This is a genomic window from Aminobacter sp. Piv2-1, assembly GCF_037625995.1.
Taxonomy (GTDB): domain Bacteria; phylum Pseudomonadota; class Alphaproteobacteria; order Rhizobiales; family Rhizobiaceae; genus Aminobacter.
In genome coordinates this window covers 95,145-115,108 of sequence record NZ_JARKMU010000015.1, presented here as the reverse complement: position 1 = coordinate 115,108, position 19,964 = coordinate 95,145, and the positions used below count along the sequence as shown (strand labels likewise).

Below are 19,964 nucleotides of genomic sequence, written 5' to 3'. Positions count from 1 at the left end.
CCAACACGGCGACCTACACGATGACGCTGCTGCAGCCTGTGCAGCACACGGTGAGCGGCACGGAGGACAATACGGCGCCGTTCACGGTCAACGTCGCGGTGAGCGACACGGACGGTCCGGCGGTCAACACCTCGTTCACGGTGGTGGTCGACGACGACACGCCGGTGGCGGCGAACGACACCAACAGCCTGAGCGAGGATGCGGCGAGCGTCGACGGCAACGTGCTGAACAACGATGTGGCGGGTGCGGACGGCGGCAAGACTGTGACGACGCCGGGCAGCTACGAAGGCACCTACGGCACCCTGCAGCTGAACGCCAACGGCGGCTACACCTACACGCTGAAGACGGATGCGGTAACGCAGGCGGCCATCCAGGCACTGAGCCCCGGCCAGCAGCTCGGCGACAGCTTCGGCTATACGATGAAGGACGGCGACGGCGACACCGACACTGCGACGCTGACGATCACCATCAACGGCGCCAGTGACGCTCCGGTGGTGACCGTGGGCGGCAGTGACTGCACTCCAGAAGACGTCGCCCTTTCGCCGACCTTCACCGCAGCTCCCGTCGACGCGCTGTCGGCGGTCACCGAGATCAAGATATCCGGTCTCACCAACTGGACAGTGCCGACCAATACCATCTCTCTTACTTCAGGCACTGTCGGCACGGTCGCATTTGCCGGCGGGGTCTTGACGATCCAGGTCGTCGGCGCCGCGGCCGGCACGGCAGTGACGGCGACCGTTCCGATGACGCCCCCGGCCAACAGCGACGTCGATGCCTCAATCCTGGTCAATGCGACGTCGACCTACAACGGCGTGGGCACCACGAGTGCCGACGTTGCGGCGACATTGTATGTCGACGCGGTCGCCGATGCCCCCACCGCGGTGGATATCACCGTCGCCGACTCAGGCGACTCCGGCTCTTCGTTCAGCAACGGCGAGCCTGGGACGGTGCAAGTGCATGCGGTGTTCAGCGATCTCGACGGATCCGAGACGCATACGCTGACGGTCCAACTCGCTCCGGGCTTCACCGCCGGACTGTCTGCCGCGGGCAATTTCACCCAAGGAAACGTCACCTACGCCTACACCTACAACGCGGCTACCGGTGTCATTACCGTCACTGCACCGTCGAATGTGGCGACGGTCGATTTCAACATCCCCGTGACCGCGCCGGCAAGCGGAACGCTCCCGTCCAACCTCAACTTCGACTTGACGGTCAAGGCCACCGAGACCGCTCTGAGCGGCGGCGGCTGCGCTCCGGGGCACACCGACGATCCGGCCAACAATGTCGCTACGGTGACGGACATGACCGGCATCCCCGCCACCCGCGTCCTCAATGGCTCGATGGTGACGAACACCAACAGCAGCGCCCAGACGATGATCCTGACCTTCGTCGATTCATCCGTGCCGCTCGACTCGTACTCCCAGGTGGTGCTCAGGGGTGGGCAAGGCCAGCAAGGTGCTGTGTTGTCCGATGCGGGGTTCAGCATCGACGCGTCGCACAGCTTCTATGTTGCAGCGGAAGATACGGCCAACTCGCCCAGCAAGGTGATCATCACCAATTTCAATCTCGAGGGAGTGACGATTACACCGCCCAAGGGCAACATCCAGCTGGATTACGACACCAGCGGTGGCACCAATATGGGTATCACCGCCGTTATCAATCCGACCGGCCCGGCAAGTGTTGGGGGGACATATTCTACGGACGGCACCACCAACGCAAACACGATCACGGATACGAATACGGGGCTGCACTACACCTTCGGCAACGACGATAACGACACGCTCGATGGCGGCGCCGGCCCCGACGTCCTGAATGGCGGCCGCGGCGCGGATACGGTCCAGGGCGGCGCTGGCAACGACATCCTCGTCTACGACCGGCTTGATCTGCAGCTTGACGGCGGTGCGGGTTGGGACATCCTCAGGATCGATGATGGCGCATTGTTCAACACGACGGCGCAAGGGGGCCCCGCCTCCGGATTTGCAAATGCAGTCGTCGACCTGACCGGGGAACCGATCGTCAATATCGAGGAGATCCTGATTACCGAGGAAGCGATTCCGCTGGACAACGTCGGAACCACGCTCAAATTCACCGCGCAGGATGTGGTCGACTTCACCGGCGACACGGGCAACGACCTGTATGTCGTCGGCTCAAGCGGAGACAAGGTCGATCTCAGCGCAGACACGGCGGTATGGACCGATACCGGCACCACCACGACCTCGCCTGGCGGGCAGGTGTTCAACCTCTACACCGCGCAGGTCAACGGCGCGGTCGCCAACCTCTATGTCGACCATGACGTTACGGTTGTTGGAATTCCATGATGCGACAGGACTGACTTTTTCGCAGTCGGCACTTGCGGGTTGTCCCGCAATTGCCGAACTGGCGTAAGTTGGTTAAGGCTTTGAAGAGAATAGATGCCCCGTCTTCTGCAGACGAGAGCAGGGTAGCAACGAAGGCGAACGGGATGGTCGACAGAGTCTCGGGCCCAACGGGCGAGCTTGAAACCGACGGCGCGGAAATGCCCGTCATCACGCTGGATTCGGAACAGGCCTTGCTTGTCGACGCCCTCCCCATCCTCGCGCCATCGCCCGTGCCGGTGATCGATCCTGCCGCGCTCGGCGAGATCCTCGACGATGCGCTGTTCGGCGATGTCATCGAGATGGCGGACCTCATCCCGCATCTCCTGGGGCCGGAGCCGGGTGGGCAAGAGCTGTCGGCCGACAGCGCGCCTGCCGTCGTCGAGACGGGCGGCGAGGGCGTGGCGGCTTCCTTGCCTTTTGCCATATTGTTCGAAGACGACGGCTCCTCGGGACACGGGGCCGTGTGAAGATGGATGCGCCCGGCTTGCCGGGCTGGAAATTCAACGGGTGACGGGCGGCATCGAGCCGATGCCGGACAGGAGAGGGAAGAAAAGATGGCTTTCAACTGGAAGAAGCGGTCGGCGCTCGCCGGCGTCGTCGCGTTTGCCTTTGTCGGTCCGGCCATGGCCGCCGACCCCATCGGCACGCCGGTGACCAATTATTGCCGCGTCGCCGGCCCGTCCAACCTGGCGCTCACCGAAGACATGGGCGAGCTCAAGACCGAGGTCGTGCGCATGATGGACGAGGCGGTGGCGGCGGCCAACAGCTCGGAGTGGGTCGATTCCTCGCGTCCGGTCTTCGTCTGGGCTTCGGAAGCCAAGGTCGCCTGCGGCAAGGCCTATGGCTACCTCAAGACCAGCTACCGCGACGAGGACTACCTCAACAAGTGCGAGTGCTTCTACGATCGCATGGTGGAATACCAGAACTAGCCGCCCGGCGGGCGCGGCTTTGACGCGCCCCAGGCGGCACGTTCCGGCGCGGCCTCGCGCGATGGTACTTCGCTCCATTCCGGCGGTTCTGGCCTGGCTCTCGGCATCGGCGGGTGCCGCATCCGCCGCTGCTCCCGAGCTGGTCCGGCCCGGAGCGGACGGCTCGCCCCCGGCACATGTGGAGTGCCGTCCGCCCAGTGCGGAATCGGGCAAGGAGGCGTTTCGCGTCCTTGCCGCCTGTGAGGCGGGCATGAAGCAGCTGCCGGCCGAGCTGGCGCTGACGGTGATGGAGATCGAGAGCTTCTACGATCCCGAGGCCCGCGGCGGCGACGGCGAGGTTGGGCTGATGCAGGTGATGCCTGCCACCGCACGGCTCATGGGCTTTCGCGGCACCGACGAGCAGCTCGCCGAGCCGCGCACCAACATAGCTCTCGGCGTGCGTTACCTCGCCGACGCCTTCCGGCTGGCGGAAGGCGATCTCTGCACCACCGTCATGAAATATCGTGCCGGCCATGCGGAAACGCGCTTCTCGGCCCTGTCCGTCCGCTATTGCCAGCGGGCGCGCGAGATCCTCAAACGCGACGGTTATGCCGTCACGGGCACGGTGCCCGAAGCCACCTTTGGCTTCGCCGCGGTGGCCGGTCTCGGGCCGGTGGGCGCGGCCGGTTCGGCGGCTCCCAAGGGGGTGTGCGTGCGCCGCAACTTCGTGCCGGGGTCGCGCTACATGCGCTGCGCCGAGTACCGGCCCGCTGCCCAGGCGCGTCATATCCGCAGCCTGCGCGCGAAATTGTTCGGCAGCTAGCTCGGCGTGCCGTTCTTGTGCCGCAGTCGTCGCGACAGTGACACCCAACCGATGAGTGAGGGGGAATGATGACGCAATCTGTCCGGCGCTTTCCGGCGTCCCTGCTGGCCGCGATGCTGGCCCTGCCGATCGGTCTCGCTGCCTGCCAGTCGGGGAACGAGGGTGAGGGCACGCTCGGCGCGGTCGCCGGCGACGCTACGGCGGCCCAAGCCGCCCAGGCCGCCCCGCCGGCCCAGTCCGCTTCGGGGCCGGCCAAGGCTTCCGAGAGCCTCGGCAAGGGCCCGGTCAAGGTGGCGATGATCCTTCCGCTGTCGGCCGGTGGTGCCGCGGGCGACCGTGGCCGCAAGATCCGCGACGCGGCGGCACTGGCCATGGCCGACCTGGGCAACGACCTCATCACGCTCAATGTCGAGGATACCGGCGGTGACGATGCCCGCGCCAGGACGCTGACGACCGGGGCGCTTGCCTCGGGCGCGAAGCTGGTGATCGGGCCGTCCGAGCCGGGCGCGGTGCGTCAGCTCGGCTCCGTCTCGGGCAGCAACCGGCCGCTGGTGCTGGCGCTCGCCGACAACTACGCCGGCGCGCCGGGCGTCTATTCCGTCCGCCTCAACGAGGCCGACAGCGCGGCGGCGGGTGCCGCGGCCATCGCCGCCAAGGGCGCGCGCAAGTTCGTGCTGTTCATGGCGGAAGGCGAGGCCGGCAAGGCGACCGAGAAGCGCGTCGCCAACAGCCTTTCCATCTACGGCGCCTCGCTTGCCGTGGCGCTGCCGTTCGGGCCGTCGACCGGCGGATCGGAAAAGGCCGTGGCCGACATGCAGGCTCTGGTCGGCGATCCGCAGGCGATCGTCGTCGCCGGCGGCAGTGCCAACCCGGCGCCGCTGGTGGCGGCGCTGCGTGCAAAGGGCATGCTCGGCAAGGACGTCAGCCTGGTCGGCTCGAACCGCTGGCTCGAGCACGGCATCGACGACCCGACGCTGCAGGGTGCCTATATCGCCACCCTCGACAGCGCCGAGATCGGACCGATCGCCGAGCGCTTCCGCAAGACCTACAACTACGAGCCCGACGTCAATGTCGCCTATGGCTACGACACGGTGGCGCTCGCAGCCGGCATTGCCAGCGCGCTCGGCCCCAAGGGCTTCACCAAGAAGGTGATCGAGAGCCCCACCGGCTTCCGTGGTTCGACCGGCGTGTTCCGCTTCCGCGAGGACGGTGCGGGTGAGCGCGCCATGCCCTTCTTCCGCGTCGACAAGGGCAAGCTCAAGCTGGTCGAGAAGTCGACCTCGGGTTTTTAGCCGGCTTACATAGGGCGCAGGCTAGCATCGAAACCAAGGCGTCGGAGCCCGGCTCCGACGCCTTCTTCTGTTCGGCAAATGCCGGTGTTACGCGTAGCGCGACAGCGCGAGGTCGGCCACGTCGATCTCGGGGCGGGCGCCGCTGATCATGTCGGCCAGCACGCTGCCCGACCCGCAGGCCATGGTCCAGCCCAGCGTGCCGTGGCCGGTGTTGAGGTAGAAATTGTCGAATTTCGTGCGGCCGATCACCGGCGTGCCGTCCGGCGTCATTGGCCTCAGCCCGCTCCAGAAACTGGCGCGGCTCTGGTCGGCGGCGCCGCCGAACAGGTCCTCCACCGAGAACTGCAGCGTCGCCTTGCGCGATGGCGAAAGCTCGGTGTTGAAGCCGGCGATCTCGGCCATGCCGCCGACGCGGATGCGGTCGCCCAGGCGAGTGATGGCGATCTTGTAGGTGTCGTCCATGATGGTCGACACCGGCGCCTTGCTCTCGTCGACGATCGGCACGGTGATCGAGTAACCCTTGACCGGATAGACCGGCACCTTGAGGCCGAGCGGCTTGACGAAGGCGGGCGTGAAGCTGCCGAGCGCGCCGACGAACATGTCTGCCTCGACCTCGCCTTCCGACGTTCGCACGGCGACGATGCGATTGCCTTCCTGGCGCAGGCTCTCGAGCTTCACATTGTAGCGGAACTCGACGCCCAGCTTTTCGGCGAGCCTGGCCAGCTCGTTGGTGAACTTGAAGCAGTCGCCGGTCTCGTCGTTGGGCAGGCGCAGGCCGCCGGCGATCTTCTCGCGCACGGGTGCGAGGCCGGGCTCGGCGGCGATGCAGCCGCTCGCGTCGAGCACCTCATAGGGCACGCCGTCGCTCTTCAGCACCTCGATGTCCTTGGCCATGCCGTCGAGCTGCTTCTGGTAGCGGAACAGCTGCAGCGTCCCTCGCGTGCGGTGGTCGTATTCGATGCCGGTGTCGTCGCGCAGTGCAATCAGGCGGTCGCGGCTGTATTCGGCCAGCCGCACCATGCGGCTCTTGTTGAGTGCGTAGCGGGCCGAGGTGCAGTTGCGCAGCATCGCCGTCACCCAGCGCCAGGTCGAGGCGTCGAGCATCGGCTGGATGATCAGCGGCGCATGTTTCATGAACACCCACTTGATCGCCTTCTGCGGAATGCCGGGGGCGGCCCAGGGCGAGGCATAGCCGGGCGAGATCTCGCCGGCATTGGCGAAGCTGGTCTCGAGCGCCGGTCCTGCCTGGCGGTCGAGCACCGTGACCTGGTGGCCGGCCTTGGCCAGGTAGTAGGCGGAGGTGACGCCGATGACGCCGGCGCCGAGGATGACTATGCGCATGGTTGCCCCTGTGGATTAGCGCTCTGCCGGGCCGAGGTAGCGGCGGTCGTAGCGCCGTCCCAGGCTGGTCAGGATTTCGTAGGAAATGGTGCCGGCATCCGCCGCGATCGCTTCCAGCGATTGGTGCGGGCCGATCAGCTCGACCATGCTGCCGAGCTTCAGCGTGCCGGGCTCGAGTGCGGTCACGTCGAGGATGATGCTGTCCATCGAGACGCGGCCGACGATGGGCAGGCGCACGCCGCCGTACCAGGCCGCGCCCGAATTGCTGAGATGGCGCGGCAGGCCGTCGGCATAGCCGGCGGCGATGGTGGCCAGCCGCATCTCGGACTGGGCGACGAAGCTCGCGCCATAGCCGATCTCCGCGCCTGCCGGCACCGTGCGGGTCTGCACCACGCGGATGTCGAGGCGCACCACGGGACGCATCGGGTTGTCATGACCGGCCAGCGGCGCGCCGCCATAGAGCGCGATGCCCGGGCGGGCGAGGTCGCCGCGATAGTCGTCGCCGAGGAAGATGCCGGCCGAATTGGCGAATGACAGCTTCGCGTCGGCAAAGCGCTCACGGACGGCTTTCATGCGGCCGAGCTGGCGGACATTGGCGGCGTGCGCCGGCTCGTCGCCGCAGGCGAGGTGGCTCATGACGATGTCGACATGGATGCCCGAGAGCCTTGCCGGCTCGGCGAGAAGCGCATCGACCTCGTCCGGCTCCAGCCCGAGCCGCGACATGCCGGTGTCGACCTGGAGTGCGGCGGGCAGCGTCACGTGGCGCGAGCGGGCGGTTGCCGACCAGTTCGCCACCTGTTCGAGCGAGTTGAGCACCGGCACGATGCCGAGGTCTGCGCAATCGCCTTCGCTGCCGGGCAGCAGCCCGTTGAGAACCAGGATGCGCGCGTCGCTGCGCAGATAGGGCTTCAGGCGGAGCGCCTCGATGAAGTGGGCGACGAAGAAGTCGCGGCAGCCGGCGTCGTAGAGCGCGGGCGCGACATGGGCGACGCCGAGCCCGTAGGCGTCCGCCTTCACCACGGCAGCCGCCTTTGCCGGTGCCGTTCGGCGGCAGAGTTGCTCGTAATTCGCGACCAGCGCCCCAAGGTCGATCGTCAGCACTCCGCAGGCCGCACGGCTTTCGATCTCGCTTTGCGCGCTCATGTGCATGTCCGGGACTGTCCTCGCCTTTGCCCCGGAGGATACCGCAACGATCGTCGAAAATCTTGCCAATCTTGTACGATTTATGCGAACTGGAGGCACATCGCCGAATTTTCGTCGGTGATTTGAAAGGAAATGCGATGCCCTCGCTTGACGCGATCGACCGCGGCATTATCCGCGCTCTGCGGGCCAATGCGCGTATCAGCAACGCCAGGCTGGCCGAGGAGGTGGGGCTGTCGCCGTCCGCCTGCCTGCGGCGGGTGCAACTGCTGGAGCAGGACGGCGTGATCCGCGGCTATACCGCCCTACTCGGCAGCGGTGCTGCGGAAGAGGGTATCGCCGTGATGATCCAGATCACCCTGGAGCGGCAGACGGAGGACTATTTCAACCGCTTCGAGCTCGCGGTGCGGCGCCATCCCGAGATCAAGGAGTGCTACCTGATGACCGGCGACGCCGATTATTTCCTGCGCGTCGAGGTCGAGAGCGCCGCCGACTTCGAGCGCGTGCACAAGGAGATCCTGTCGGCGCTGCCTGGTCTCGCCCGCATCCATTCGAGCTTCTCGATCCGCAACGTGCTGCAGTCGAAGCGCCCCAAGGCGAGCTGAGCCGCCGGAGAAATGCTGTTCAGTCGCGGTAGTCGACGGCGGTGAACAGGCCCGCCGCGTGCTGGCGGTCCCAGTAGAGGTCGTGGATGCGCTGGGTCACCGGTCCCGGCCTGCCGTTGCCGAGGATGCGGCCGTCGATCTCGGTCACCGGCATGATGCCGCCGGCGGTGCTGGTGATGAAGATTTCGTCGGCGTCCCGCAACTCGCCGGCGCTGACCGGACGCAGCGCGCAGGCGAGCCCGATCTCCGCAGCCATCTCTATCACCGTGCGGCGCGTCATGCCCTCGAACACGCCGTGGTCGGGCGTGGCGAGTGTTCCGCCGCGGACGGTGAAGACGTTGAAGCCCGCACCCTCGGTGACATTGCCGTCGCGGTCGGACAGCACGGCGGTCACGGCATCGCGGTCATAGGCCTCGAAGATGCCCATGGTCAGGTCGAGCCAGTGGAAGTTCTTGAGCCGGGGGTCGAGCGCCTCCGGCTGGATGCGTTGCACCGAGCTGATGATCATCTTCAGCCCGTCGCGGCGCTGGTCCTCGTTGGCGATCCAGACGAAGGGCTGGGCGAAGGCATAGAAGCGGTTTTCGCACAGGCGCGGATCGCGCGTGCCTTTGGGGGCGATGCCGCGCGTGCAGGTCATCTGCACATAGGCGTCGCGCAGCCCGCTGCGGCGGACGCATTCGGTCAGGATCCAGGCGATCTCGCCGGCCGAAAGCGGCAGGCTCAGCCGCAGGCCGCGCATCGACGCCTGGAAGCGTTCGATGTGGTCGCCGAGCCGGAAGAAGCTGCCCTTCCAGACATGGACCACGTCATAGGTTGCGTCCGAACGGACGAAGCCACGGTCGACAAGCGGAACGGACGCCTCCGCCAGCGGCACATAGGTGCCGTTGACGAAGGCGATGCCGTCAGCCGGGTTGTGATCGCCTGCCATGGTCTCCTCCCCGGCAGATGACCTCAGGCGCCGGCCTGGGTCACGAACTTGGTGATCAGGTAGGCTTCCAGCGCTTCCGTGCCGCCTTCCGAGCCGTAGCCGCTGTCCTTGATGCCGCCGAACGGCACTTCGGGCAAGGCGAGGCCGAGATGGTTGATCGTCAGCATGCCGGTCTCGATCTCGGCGCTGAGATCGGTGATCGTCTTGCTCGACTTGGCGAAGGCATACGCCGCAAGCCCGTAGGGCAGGCGGTTGGCTTCCGCCACCACGTCGTCGAAGCTCTTGAACGGCAGCACCAGGGCGACGGGGCCGAACGGCTCCTCGTTCATGATGCGCATGTCGGGGCGCAGGCCGGTCAGCACGGTCGGCTCGAAATAGGAGCCCTTGTTGCCGATGCGCTTGCCGCCGGTCTCGATCTTTGCACCATCGCTGACGGCCTCGTTGATCAGCTTCTCCACGGCTTCGAGGCGGCGCTCGTTGACCAGCGGGCCCATGCGGGTGCCCTCGGCCAGGCCGTCGCCGACCTTCACCGACTTGGCGTTCTCGACGAACTTGCCGAGGAAGCGCTCATAGACGCCTTCCTGGATCAGGAAGCGCGTCGGCGACACGCAGACCTGGCCGGCATTGCGGAACTTCGAACCGGCGAGCGTCGCGGCCGCGTGGTCGATGTCGGCGTCGTCGAACACCATCGCCGGGGCATGGCCGCCGAGCTCCATCGTGGCGCGCTTCATGTGCTGGCCGGCAAGGGCCGCGAGATGCTTGCCGACGGGCACCGAGCCGGTGAACGACACCTTGCGGATGACGGGATGCGGCACGAGATAGCCGGAAATCTCGGGAGGATTGCCGTAGACGAGGTTGAGCACGCCGTCGGGCAGGCCGGCATCCTTGAAGACGTCGGCGAGGAAGGCGGGCGAGCCGGGGGTCTCTTCCGGCGGCTTGACGATGATCGAGCAGCCGGTGGCAAGTGCCGCGCCGATCTTGCGCACGGCCTGCGACACCGGGAAGTTCCACGGCGTGAATGCGGCAACCGGGCCGACCGGCTCCTTGATGACGAGCTGAGTGATGCCGGCGGCGCGGGCGGGCACGACGCGGCCATAGGTGCGGCGGCCTTCCTCGGCGAACCAGTCGATCAGGTCGGCCGACGACAGCACTTCCATCTTCGATTCGGCGAACGGCTTGCCCTGCTCGACCGACAGCACTTCGGCAATTGTTTCGGCGCGCTCGCGCATCAGGTCGGCGGCGCGGCGCATGATCTTCGAGCGCTCGTAGGCCGAGATCCTGCGCCACACCTTGAAGCCACGGTCGGCGGCAGCCAGCGCCCGGTCGAGATCGCCCTTGCCGGCGGAGGCGACCTTGCCGATCACCTCGTTGGTGGCGGGGTTGTAGACGTCGATGGTCTTGCCGCCTTCGGCGGCGGTCCACTTGCCGTCGATGAACAGGTTTACATCAGGATACATGGTCGGTCCTTGCTGGGTATCGGGCTGGTTTGCCGGAACGGGTAGGCGGGTCTAGGCCCGCGTCACACTGGCCTAAACGTGATTTGGCGTGGATGCGCTAGATATAGGTTGGACTAATCTTTTGAGCCACAAGCTCGGCGATGGCCAGCGACGAGGTCAGCCCCGGGCTTTCGATGCCGAACAGGTTGACCAGTCCGGCGACGCCGTGGACCTCGGGCCCCTGGAGGACGAAATCGGTCGCCGGATCGCCCGGTCCCGAGAGCTTCGGGCGGATGCCGCTGTAGGTCGGGCTGAGGCCGCCGTCGGCGAGGCCGGGCCAGTATTTGCGGATCTCGTCGTAGAAATGGTCGGCCCGGCGCGGATCGACCGTGTAGTCCTTCTCGTCGATCCACTCGACATCGGGGCCGAAGCGCATGCCGCCATTGAGGTCGAGCGTCAGGTGCACGCCGAGCCCGCCCGGTTCGGGCACGGGATAGATCAGGCGCGAGAAGGCGGGCTTGCCGGTGACCGAAAAATAGTTGCCGCGGGCATAGCGCAGCGGCGGCACGAATTTGGGGTCGAGACCTTCGAGCGATGCGGCCAGCCTGTTGGCGCCGAGGCCGGCGGCGTTGACGACATGGCGGGCGGCGATCTCGAATTCCTCGCCCGTCGAGGTGTCCTTCGTCTGGAGCACGAAGGTGCCTCCGTCGATACGCCCCGACACGATCTCGGTGTTGAGGCTGAGAAAGGCGCCGCCGTCTTCGGCCTCGCCGAGCAGCGCCAGCATCAGCGCATGGCTGTCGATGATGCCGGTCGAGGGCGAGTGCACCGCGGCCGTGCAGGTGAGCGATGGCTCCATGGCCATCGCCTCCTCCGCGCCCAGCATCACGAGGTCGTCGACGCCGTTGGCCCTTGCCTTGGCGATGATACCGGCCAGGGTCTCCTGCTGCTCGGGCAGGGTCGCCACGATCAGCTTGCCGCAGCGCTTGTGCGGAATGCCGCGCTCGGCGGCATAGGCATAGAGCTTGCGGCGACCGCTAACGCACAGCTCGGCCTTCAGGCTGCCTTGCGGATAATAGATGCCGGCGTGGATCACCTCGGAATTGCGCGAGCTGGTCTCGGTGCCGATGGCGTCGGCCGCCTCGACGATGATCGTCTCCATGCCGCGACGGGTTAGCTCGCGGGCGACCGCGAGGCCGATGACGCCGGCGCCGGCAACGATGCAGTCGACGGTGTCCATGTCAGTCCCCCGCCGGCTTGAGCGCGGCCAGCCGGTCGATAATGACCGAGCTCGCGCCCACGATGTCGTCGACGATGGCGCGCTCGGCGCCGTCGGCGTCGCGCGCCTCGATCGCCTCCAGCAGTTCGTGGTGATGGTCGATCATAGCGCGGCCGCCATGCTCGTAGGAGGCGGCGATCAGCGGTCCCATCTGCAGCCACAGGCGGCCGAGGATGCCGCGCAGCACCGCCATGTCGGCGATCTCGGCCAGCGCGAAATGGAAGGTCTGGTTGAGTTCGAGTGCTGCGCTCCAGTCCTGGCTCGCGATGGCATGCTCGTTTCGCTCGATCAGCTCGCGCAGCCTGGCGATATCACGAGGCGCCGCCTTCAGCGCCGCCTCGCGGGCGGCAAGCCCCTCGAGCTTCACCCGGATCTGGCGGATTTCGAGATAGCGCTCCAGCGTCATCACCGGCACGCGCACTTCGCGCGCCGATTTCTGCACCAGCGCCTCGTCCTGGATCAGCCTCAGGATCGCGTCGCGCACCGGTGTCACGCTGGTGCCCAGCGACTGGGCGAGGTCGCGGATGGTCAGCCGCGCGCCGGGAGCGAAGCGCCCCTTGGTCAGCGCTTCCGACAGCTGGCCGTAGACCACCCCGCCGAGATTGTCGTGCGCGACCGCCTGGAAGCCGAAGTTCTCGTTCATCGCCCGTGCTCGAAAGCCGCTTCTGGCCCGCCGCTGCCGCGCCGCTGGCCCTTGACATTGGTCCACACGAAAAACATGATGCATCAAACAACAATTTACGGATTTTGCAAGCGATCGACCGACAAGGCGACCGCAAAATCGACGACATCGTCGCCCGTCCGGCGACACCGCCCCCAACCGAGGAAATGATCATGGACAGCCAGCCCAATTCGCCCGAGGCGCGCGACAAGAAATTCCACATGCACGCCTACACCAACGCCCGCCGCCACCAGGAGGTCGGGCCGCTGATCATCGACAAGGGCGATGGCATCTATGTCGAGGACATCGCCGGCAAGCGCTATATCGAGGCGATGTCGGGCCTGTGGAGCGTCGGCGTCGGCTTCTCCGAGAAGCGTCTCGTCGATGCCGCGACCAGGCAGATGGCCAAGCTGCCCTTCTACCACAACTTCACCCACAAGGGTCATTCGCCGCTGGTCGACCTTGCCGAGAAGCTGGTCACCATGGCGCCGGTGCCGATGAGCAAGGCGTTCTTCACCAACTCCGGATCCGAGGCCAACGACACGGCCATGAAGATGATCTGGTTCCGCTCCAATGCGCTGGGCCAGCCTGAGCGCAAGAAGATCATCTCGCGCAAGCGCGCCTATCACGGCGTCACCATCGCCTCGGCCAGCCTCACCGGCCTGCCCAACAACCATTTGTCCTTCGACCTGCCGATCGCCAACGTGCTGCACACCTCGTCGCCGCACTACTGGCGCGAGGCTTTGCCCGGCGAGACCGAGGAGCAGTTCTCGACCCGCCTCGCAGACGATCTCGAAAAGCTGATCCTGGCCGAAGGTCCCGAGACGATCGCCGCCATGTTCGGCGAGCCGGTCATGGGTGCGGGCGGCGTCGTCGTGCCGCCGGCCGGCTACTGGGAAAAGATCCAGGCGGTGCTCAAGAAGTACGACATCCTGCTCGTCGCCGACGAGGTCATTTGCGGCTTCGGCCGCACCGGCAACATGTTCGGCACCGAGACCTACGCCATGAAGCCCGACATCATGGTCATGTCGAAGCAGATCTCGTCGTCCTACCTGCCGATCTCGGCGATGCTGATCAACGACAAGGTGTTCGAGCCGCTGGCTGACGAGAGCAACCGCATCGGCACCTTCGGCCATGGCTTCACCGCCGGCGGCCATCCGGTGGCGGCGGCGGTTGCGCTCGAGAACATCGCCATCATCGAGGAGCGCAACCTCGTCGCCAACGCCCGCGAGGTCGGCGCCCACATGCAGAAGCGCCTGGCCAGGCTCGCCTCGCACGACCTCGTCGGCGAGGTGCGCGGCATCGCCCTCATCGGCGCGATGGAACTCGTCGCCGACAAGGCCACCAAGGCGCCGTGGAATGCGGTCGGCGCGCTCGGCGGCCTGGTCAACGGCATCCTGCAGCAGAACGGCGTCATCTCCCGCAACATGGGCGACGCGCTCGCCTTCTGCCCGCCGCTGATCATCACCGAAAAGCAGGTCGACGAGCTTTTCGACATCGTCGAGAAGTCGCTCGACGAGGCGGCGAAGCAGGTCAGGGCCTGACAACGGGCACCTCTGCCCAGCAGCAAAAAGCCCGCCAACCGGCGGGCTTTTTCGTTTTGGGGGGGTGGGCCGCGACGTGGCCTTCTCCCCCTGTGGGAGAAGGACAAGCCCATCACACGTGCTGGCCGCCATTGATGTGGATTTCGGCGCCGGTGACGTAGGACGCCTGTCCCGAGCACAGGAAATAGATGATGTCTGCCACCTCGGAGGTGGCGCCCAGGCGCCGCATCGGAATCTGCTCGACGATCTTGTCGGTGCCAGGCGACAGGATCGCCGTGTCGATCTCGCCGGGGGCGATCGCGTTGACGCGGATGCCGTGCGGGCCGAAGTCGGCGGCCATCTCGCGCGTCAGCGCGCCGAGTGCCGCCTTCGACGTGGCATAGGCCGCCCCCGCGAAGGGGTGCACGCGCGTGCCGGCGATCGAGGTGACGTTGACCACCGAGCCCTTCGCCGCCGCCAGTTCCTTGAACAGGCCGCGCGCCAGCATGATCGGCGCCAGGAAATTGACCTGGAACACGTCGCGCCAGACATGCATCGGCGTGTCGAGCGAATTCATCCGGCCGCCGCCCTGCATCTTGGGCGAAATGCCGGCATTGTTGACCAGCGCATGCAGCATGCCGCCTTCTTTTTCCAGCCGCTGGCGGATTTCCGAAACGGCGCTGCCGACGTCGCCCTGGTCGGCGAGGTCGACCTGGATGTGGTCTTCCGGGCCGGCCGGCCACGGGCAGTCGTCGGAAAACGCCTGGCGCGAGCAGGTGATGACGCGCCAGCCTTCGCGGGAGAAGCGTTTGACTGTCGCATGGCCGATGCCGCGGCTGGCTCCGGTCAAAACGATTGTCTTTCGCCCGTCGATCTTCTCGGCCATTGCATCCTCATTTCAAGCTTACAGCGTATGTAGCGGATGCATCCTGCCATTGCGAGGGGGCACGGCTCATGGCGGCGTTCAGCCGCGCTCGGCCGCGGCTTCGCGGATCGTCTTGAGCAGGATCGAGAACGCTGCCGAGGGCTGCGTGTCGGTGCGCATGGTCAGGCCCACCGGGCCGCGTGTCTCGGCCGTGTCCACCGGCAGCATCTTCAGCGTGCCGGCCTTGATCTCGTCGCTGACCACGCCATGCGAGATGATCCAGATAGCATCGCTCTGCCGCACGAAGGCGCGGCCGAACGAATCCGACACCGTCTCGATCTCCGTCGGGATCGAGGCGACGCCGTTGGTGATGAAGAAGCGCTCGACGAAGGGCCGGATGATCGAGCCGCGCGTCGGCATCAGGAGCGGGAACTCGCCCAGCCGCTCGAACACGCCCTGGTCTGCCTCGAGCAGCGGGTGGCCGGCGCGCACCACGAACACCACCTGCTCGGAATAGAGGTGCTCGAAGAAGAAGCCAGTCATCTTCTCGGGCGCCGCAAGGCGGCCGACGACGAGGTCGAGCTCGCCGAGGCGGAGCTGCTCCAGGAGAACCGCGTTCTCGCCGGTCACGATCTTGATCGCAGCTCCCGTCTTCTCCCCGAGGAACAGGCTCATGGCGCGAGGCATGATGTGGGCCGAAACCGTCGGCAGCGCGCCGATGCGGATCGGCGGTCCGCCCTCGGCGCGCGCATTGGCAACCGAATCGATGCCCTGGCGCAGGGCGGTGATCGCCATGCCGGCATGCTGCATGAACACTTCGCCCGAGCGGGTGATCTTGATGCCGCGGCCGTCGCGCTCGAACACGGTGACGCCCAGCGCCTCCTCCAGCTCGCGGATGGTCTTGGTCACCGCCGGCTGGCTGACATTGAGCAGCCCGGCCGCCTTGACCACGCTTTTCTGGCGCGCAACTTCTAGGAAGGTCTGGAGATGGCGGAACCTGACACGGCTTTCGATCATGATTTCTCATAACCCAGGAGTTAAGAGAAGGCCACAAAATATCATTTTACCAAACCAAACAACTCATTCACTGTCATCGCGAGGAGAAATCGAGTGCAATTCACCGACATCGGCGGCATCACGCTGCACCATCAGCTGATTGGCGGACCGGCGAACAAGCCGGTCCTGGTTTTCGCCAATTCGCTGGGCACCGATTTCCGCATCTGGCGCGACGTCATCGTACGCCTTGCCGGCGATTATCCCATCGTCACCTACGACAAGCGCGGGCACGGCCTCTCCGACGTCGGCGCGGCACCCTATTCGATGGACGACCACGTCGGCGATCTCGCCGGGTTGCTCAACCATCTCAACGTCAGGAAGGCCATCGTCGTCGGTCTCTCGGTCGGCGGGCTGATCGCGCAGGGGCTTTATGCCCGGCGGCCAGACCTGGTGCGGGCGCTGGTGCTGTGCGACACCGCCCATAAGATCGGCACCAACGAATCCTGGAACACCCGTATCGCCGCCGTCGAAAAGGACGGCATCGCCTCGATCGCCGATGGCGTGCTGAAGCTGTGGTTCACGCCCGAGTTCCACGAGCAGCGCAAGGCCGACCTCGTCGGCTACCGCAACATGCTGACGCGCCAGCCGCTGGCCGGCTACACCGGCACATGTGCCGCCCTGCGTGATGCCGACTACACCGAGGCGGCCCGCGCAATCGCGGTGCCCACGCTCTGCGTCGTCGGCGATCAGGACGGCTCGACGCCGCCGGCGCTGGTGCGCTCGATGGCCGATCTCATCCCCGGCTCGCGCTTCAAGATCATCGACGGCGCCGGCCACATCCCCTGCATCGAAAAGCCGGACGAGCTCACAGCCCTCATCAAGCGCTTCGTCGCCCAGCTTCCATTGGAGTGAACTTGTCATGACTGCATCGGCGCCAGCCTCGGCCAGGTATCGCGAAGGCCTTGCCGTTCGCCGCTCCGTGCTCGGCGACGCCCATGTCGACCGCGCCGAAACGGCCTCGACCGACTTCGACCGGCCGTTCCAGCAGCTCATCACCGAGGCTGCCTGGGGCACGGTGTGGGCGCGCCCGACCTGGACCAGGCGCGAGCGCTCGATGGTGACGCTGGCGTTGCTCGCGGCCCTCGGCCACGACGAGGAGGTGGCCATGCATGTGCGCGCCACCGTCAACACCGGGGCAACGCGCGAGGACATCTGCGAGGCCTTCCTGCACGTGGCGATCTACGCCGGCGTGCCGGCGGCCAACCGCGCCATCAAGATCGCCAAGCAGGTCTTTGCCGAAATCGATGCGGGTAAGTCCGATGAGCAATGATCCGACCGCCGACCGCCGGCCCGAGACCGGTGCCTTCTTCCAGCGCGACCGCGACTGGCATCCGCCGGCCTTCACGCCGACCTACAAGACCTCGGTGCTGCGCTCGCCGCGGAAGGCGCTTCTGTCGCTCGACAACACGCTTTCCGAGATCGCTGGCCCGGTGTTCGGCCACGACATCCTGGGCGAGCTCGACAACGACCTGATCCACAATTTCGCCCAGCCGGGCGAAAGCGCCATCGGCGAGCGCATCATCGTCTATGGCCGCGTGCTCGATGAGCGCGGCAAGGGCGTGCCCGGCGCGCTGCTGGAATTCTGGCAGGCCAATGCCGGCGGCCGCTACCGCCACAAGAAGGAGGGCTACATCGCTGCCCTCGACCCCAATTTCGGCGGCTGCGGCCGCACCATCACCGACGAGCACGGCGCTTACGCCTTCCGCACCATCAAGCCCGGTCCCTATCCCTGGCCGAACGGCGTCAACGACTGGCGCCCCGCCCATATCCACTTCTCGGTCTTCGGCCACGGCTTCGCCCAGCGGCTCATCACCCAGATGTATTTCGAGGGCGATCCGCTGATCTGGCTGTGCCCGATCGTCAGGACCATTCCCGACAAGGCGGCGATCGAGACGCTGATCGCCGCGCTCGACATGCAGGCCACCATCCCGATGGATGCGCGCGCCTACAAGTTCGACATCGTCCTGCGCGGCCGCCGTTCGTCGCTGTTCGAGAACCGCCTGGAGGGCAACTGATGGTCCAGTCGCTGAACCGGCTCAAGGAAAGCCCCTCGCAGACCGCGGGTCCTTACGTCCATATCGGCCTGACGCCGAACTTTTCCGGCATCGCGGGCGTCTACGACCGCGATCTCGGCACCGAGATGGTCAACGACAAGACCCGGGGCCAGCGCATCTCGGTGCGCGCTCGCGTGCTCGACGGCACCGGCACGCCGCTCAAGGACGCGCTGATCGAGATCTGGCAGGCCGACAGTGACGGCCTCTACAATTCGCCTTCGGAGCTGCGCGGCACGGCCGATCCCAACTTCACCGGTTGGGGCCGCAAGCCGACCGACATGGTGTCGGGCGACTGCGTCTTCGAGACCATCAAGCCGGGCCGCGTGCCGTTCAAGGACGGCCGCCTGATGGCGCCGCACATCAGCTTCTGGATCGTCGCTCGCGGCATCAATCTCGGACTGCATACGCGCATGTATTTTGCCGACGAAGATGCAGCCAACGCGGAGGATCCGGTGCTTGCCCGCATCGAACATCGCCAGCGCGTGTCGACCCTGATCGCCGAGCCCAAGGAAAGCGGTGTCTACGAGTTCGACATCCATCTCCAGGGCGACAAGGAAACGGTGTTCTTCGACATCTGAGTCCGATGTCTGAACCATATGACCAGAGCCCGATGAACTGATCCATGACAGTTTCGCCCTTCGATAACCCCTACCTCGCCGGTCTGCTTGCCGACGCCGAGACCGCGCGCCAGTTCTCGGTCGGCGCGGAGATCGCGGCGATGCTCGCCTTCGAGCGCGCGTTGGCCGAGGCCGAGGCGGACGAGGGGGTGATCGGGCGCGACGCGGCCGATGCGATCGTTTCGGCGATCGTATCGTTCGTGGCTGACCTGGCCGCGCTCGACGCTGCCGTTGCCCGCGATGGCGTCGTCATGCCCGAGTTGGTACGTCAGCTGCGTGCAGCGGTCGGGGCGCCGCATGCCGACAAGGTCCATTTCGGCGCCACCAGCCAGGATGTCATCGACACGGCGCTGATATTGAGGCTCGTGCCGGTCGTCGACCGGTTGGACGCATTGCTGGCAGAGGTGATCGCGAAGTTCGACGCCCTGGAAAAAAGTTTCGGTCCCCGCCGGCTGATGGGCCGCACCCGCATGCAGGCGGCGATCCCGATCTCTGTCGCCGACCGCGTCTCGGCCTGGCGGGCGCCGATTGAGCGTCACCGGGCCCGGCTCGCGGCGATGCGCCCGGAGCTCCTGGTCGTGCAGTTCGGCGACGCCGCCGGCACGCTGGAAAAGCTCGGCGGCAAGGGCGCTGCGGTGCGCAAGGCACTGGCGCAGAAACTCGGCCTCGGCGACGCGCCGCAATGGCACTGCCAGCGCGACCGGCTGGCCGACTTCGCCGGCCTGCTGTCGCTGATCACCGGCAGCCTCGGCAAGTTCGGCCAGGATGTTGCGCTCATGGCGCAGGATGGGTCGGAGATATCGCTCAGCGGCGGCGGCGGCTCGTCGGCCATGCCGCACAAGCACAACCCGGTGGCGGCGGAGGTGCTGGTCGCGCTCGCCCGCTTCAACGCCACGCAAGTTTCCGGAATGCACCACGCGCTGGTGCACGAACAGGAACGTTCTGGCGCGGCCTGGACGCTGGAATGGCTGCTCCTGCCGCAGATGGCGGTGGCGACAGCGGCATCGCTCGGGCGGGCCGCAGTGCTTGCCGGGCAGATCGAAAGTATGGGCGCGGACGCCGGTCTTTAGCCGGGGGCG

At 66.4% G+C, this 19,964-nt stretch carries 20 protein-coding genes; 12 read left to right on the top strand and 8 right to left on the bottom strand.

Annotation, left to right across the window (positions count from 1 at the left end):
* The 5 genes from AmiPiv_RS23095 to AmiPiv_RS23075 all read left to right on the top strand — a co-directional run.
* On the top strand, positions 1-2,318 hold a 2,318-nt coding region (locus tag AmiPiv_RS23095), incomplete at its 5' end, for a VCBS domain-containing protein (protein ID WP_340041284.1).
* 143 nt (positions 2,319-2,461) lie between these two features.
* Positions 2,462-2,824, top strand: coding sequence for a hypothetical protein (locus tag AmiPiv_RS23090; protein WP_340041282.1), 363 nt, complete (start codon positions 2,462-2,464; stop codon positions 2,822-2,824).
* An 87-nt stretch (positions 2,825-2,911) separates the two neighbouring features.
* Positions 2,912-3,286, top strand: coding sequence for a hypothetical protein (locus AmiPiv_RS23085; RefSeq protein ID WP_340041281.1), 375 nt, complete (start codon positions 2,912-2,914; stop codon positions 3,284-3,286).
* A gap of 250 nt (positions 3,287-3,536) precedes the next feature.
* Positions 3,537-4,088, top strand: coding sequence for a transglycosylase SLT domain-containing protein (locus AmiPiv_RS23080; protein ID WP_340041280.1), 552 nt, complete (start codon positions 3,537-3,539; stop codon positions 4,086-4,088).
* A 65-nt stretch (positions 4,089-4,153) separates the two neighbouring features.
* Positions 4,154-5,380 carry a penicillin-binding protein activator gene (locus tag AmiPiv_RS23075; protein WP_340041278.1) on the top strand — a complete coding sequence of 409 codons (1,227 nt, stop codon included), beginning with the start codon at positions 4,154-4,156 and terminating at the stop codon, positions 5,378-5,380.
* Positions 5,381-5,467: 87 nt separating this feature from the next.
* Here AmiPiv_RS23075 and AmiPiv_RS23070 read toward each other — a convergent pair whose 3' ends face one another.
* Entirely contained in the window at positions 5,468-6,721 is a 1,254-nt protein-coding gene (locus AmiPiv_RS23070) for a D-amino acid dehydrogenase (protein ID WP_340041276.1), read from the bottom strand.
* 15 nt (positions 6,722-6,736) lie between these two features.
* Positions 6,737-7,870: an alanine racemase gene (gene alr, locus AmiPiv_RS23065; protein ID WP_340041274.1), complete on the bottom strand. Its 1,134-nt coding sequence runs from the start codon at positions 7,868-7,870 to the stop codon at positions 6,737-6,739.
* A gap of 131 nt (positions 7,871-8,001) precedes the next feature.
* Here alr and AmiPiv_RS23060 point away from each other — a divergent pair, with 131 nt between their 5' ends.
* A complete protein-coding gene (locus AmiPiv_RS23060; protein ID WP_340041272.1) occupies positions 8,002-8,466 on the top strand; it encodes an Lrp/AsnC family transcriptional regulator in 465 nt (154 codons plus the stop codon).
* Positions 8,467-8,485: 19 nt separating this feature from the next.
* Here AmiPiv_RS23060 and AmiPiv_RS23055 read toward each other — a convergent pair whose 3' ends face one another.
* From AmiPiv_RS23055 to AmiPiv_RS23040, 4 genes are all read right to left on the bottom strand, one after another.
* The gene (locus tag AmiPiv_RS23055; protein ID WP_340041270.1) at positions 8,486-9,394 is read right to left on the bottom strand and encodes an aminotransferase class IV; all 909 of its coding nucleotides are present in this window, start codon (positions 9,392-9,394) and stop codon (positions 8,486-8,488) included.
* Between the two features lie 23 nt (positions 9,395-9,417).
* On the bottom strand, positions 9,418-10,851 hold the full coding sequence (locus tag AmiPiv_RS23050) for an NAD-dependent succinate-semialdehyde dehydrogenase (RefSeq protein ID WP_340041268.1): 1,434 nt from the start codon (positions 10,849-10,851) through the stop codon (positions 9,418-9,420).
* A gap of 97 nt (positions 10,852-10,948) precedes the next feature.
* On the bottom strand, positions 10,949-12,070 hold the full coding sequence (locus AmiPiv_RS23045) for an NAD(P)/FAD-dependent oxidoreductase (RefSeq protein WP_340041266.1): 1,122 nt from the start codon (positions 12,068-12,070) through the stop codon (positions 10,949-10,951).
* Between the two features lies 1 nt (position 12,071).
* Positions 12,072-12,752: a GntR family transcriptional regulator gene (locus AmiPiv_RS23040; protein WP_340041264.1), complete on the bottom strand. Its 681-nt coding sequence runs from the start codon at positions 12,750-12,752 to the stop codon at positions 12,072-12,074.
* 191 nt (positions 12,753-12,943) lie between these two features.
* Here AmiPiv_RS23040 and AmiPiv_RS23035 point away from each other — a divergent pair, with 191 nt between their 5' ends.
* The gene (locus tag AmiPiv_RS23035; RefSeq protein ID WP_340041262.1) at positions 12,944-14,314 is read left to right on the top strand and encodes an aspartate aminotransferase family protein; all 1,371 of its coding nucleotides are present in this window, start codon (positions 12,944-12,946) and stop codon (positions 14,312-14,314) included.
* Positions 14,315-14,426: 112 nt separating this feature from the next.
* Here AmiPiv_RS23035 and AmiPiv_RS23030 read toward each other — a convergent pair whose 3' ends face one another.
* Positions 14,427-15,179, bottom strand: a complete 753-nt coding sequence (locus AmiPiv_RS23030) for an SDR family NAD(P)-dependent oxidoreductase (protein WP_340041260.1) — start codon at positions 15,177-15,179, stop codon at positions 14,427-14,429.
* Between the two features lie 78 nt (positions 15,180-15,257).
* Positions 15,258-16,175, bottom strand: a complete 918-nt coding sequence (gene pcaQ / locus AmiPiv_RS23025) for a pca operon transcription factor PcaQ (protein ID WP_340041258.1) — start codon at positions 16,173-16,175, stop codon at positions 15,258-15,260.
* A 93-nt stretch (positions 16,176-16,268) separates the two neighbouring features.
* Between pcaQ and pcaD the strand changes: the two genes are divergently transcribed.
* Genes pcaD through AmiPiv_RS23000 form a run of 5 tightly spaced genes read left to right on the top strand, consistent with a single transcriptional unit; the run spans position 16,269 to position 19,955 of the window.
* Positions 16,269-17,066 (top strand): 3-oxoadipate enol-lactonase, encoded by a 798-nt coding sequence (gene pcaD / locus AmiPiv_RS23020; protein ID WP_340041256.1) that lies wholly within the window; start codon positions 16,269-16,271, stop codon positions 17,064-17,066.
* A 7-nt stretch (positions 17,067-17,073) separates the two neighbouring features.
* On the top strand, positions 17,074-17,484 hold the full coding sequence (pcaC, locus tag AmiPiv_RS23015; protein ID WP_340041254.1) for a 4-carboxymuconolactone decarboxylase: 411 nt from the start codon (positions 17,074-17,076) through the stop codon (positions 17,482-17,484).
* On the top strand, positions 17,474-18,229 hold the full coding sequence (gene pcaH / locus AmiPiv_RS23010; RefSeq protein ID WP_340041252.1) for a protocatechuate 3,4-dioxygenase subunit beta: 756 nt from the start codon (positions 17,474-17,476) through the stop codon (positions 18,227-18,229). Before pcaC ends, pcaH begins: the two co-directional genes overlap by 11 nt.
* Positions 18,229-18,846 (top strand): protocatechuate 3,4-dioxygenase subunit alpha, encoded by a 618-nt coding sequence (pcaG, locus tag AmiPiv_RS23005; protein WP_340041250.1) that lies wholly within the window; start codon positions 18,229-18,231, stop codon positions 18,844-18,846. Before pcaH ends, pcaG begins: the two co-directional genes overlap by 1 nt.
* A 44-nt stretch (positions 18,847-18,890) precedes the next feature.
* Positions 18,891-19,955 carry a 3-carboxy-cis,cis-muconate cycloisomerase gene (locus AmiPiv_RS23000; RefSeq protein ID WP_340041248.1) on the top strand — a complete coding sequence of 355 codons (1,065 nt, stop codon included), beginning with the start codon at positions 18,891-18,893 and terminating at the stop codon, positions 19,953-19,955.
* The last annotated feature ends 9 nt before the right edge of the window (positions 19,956-19,964 follow it).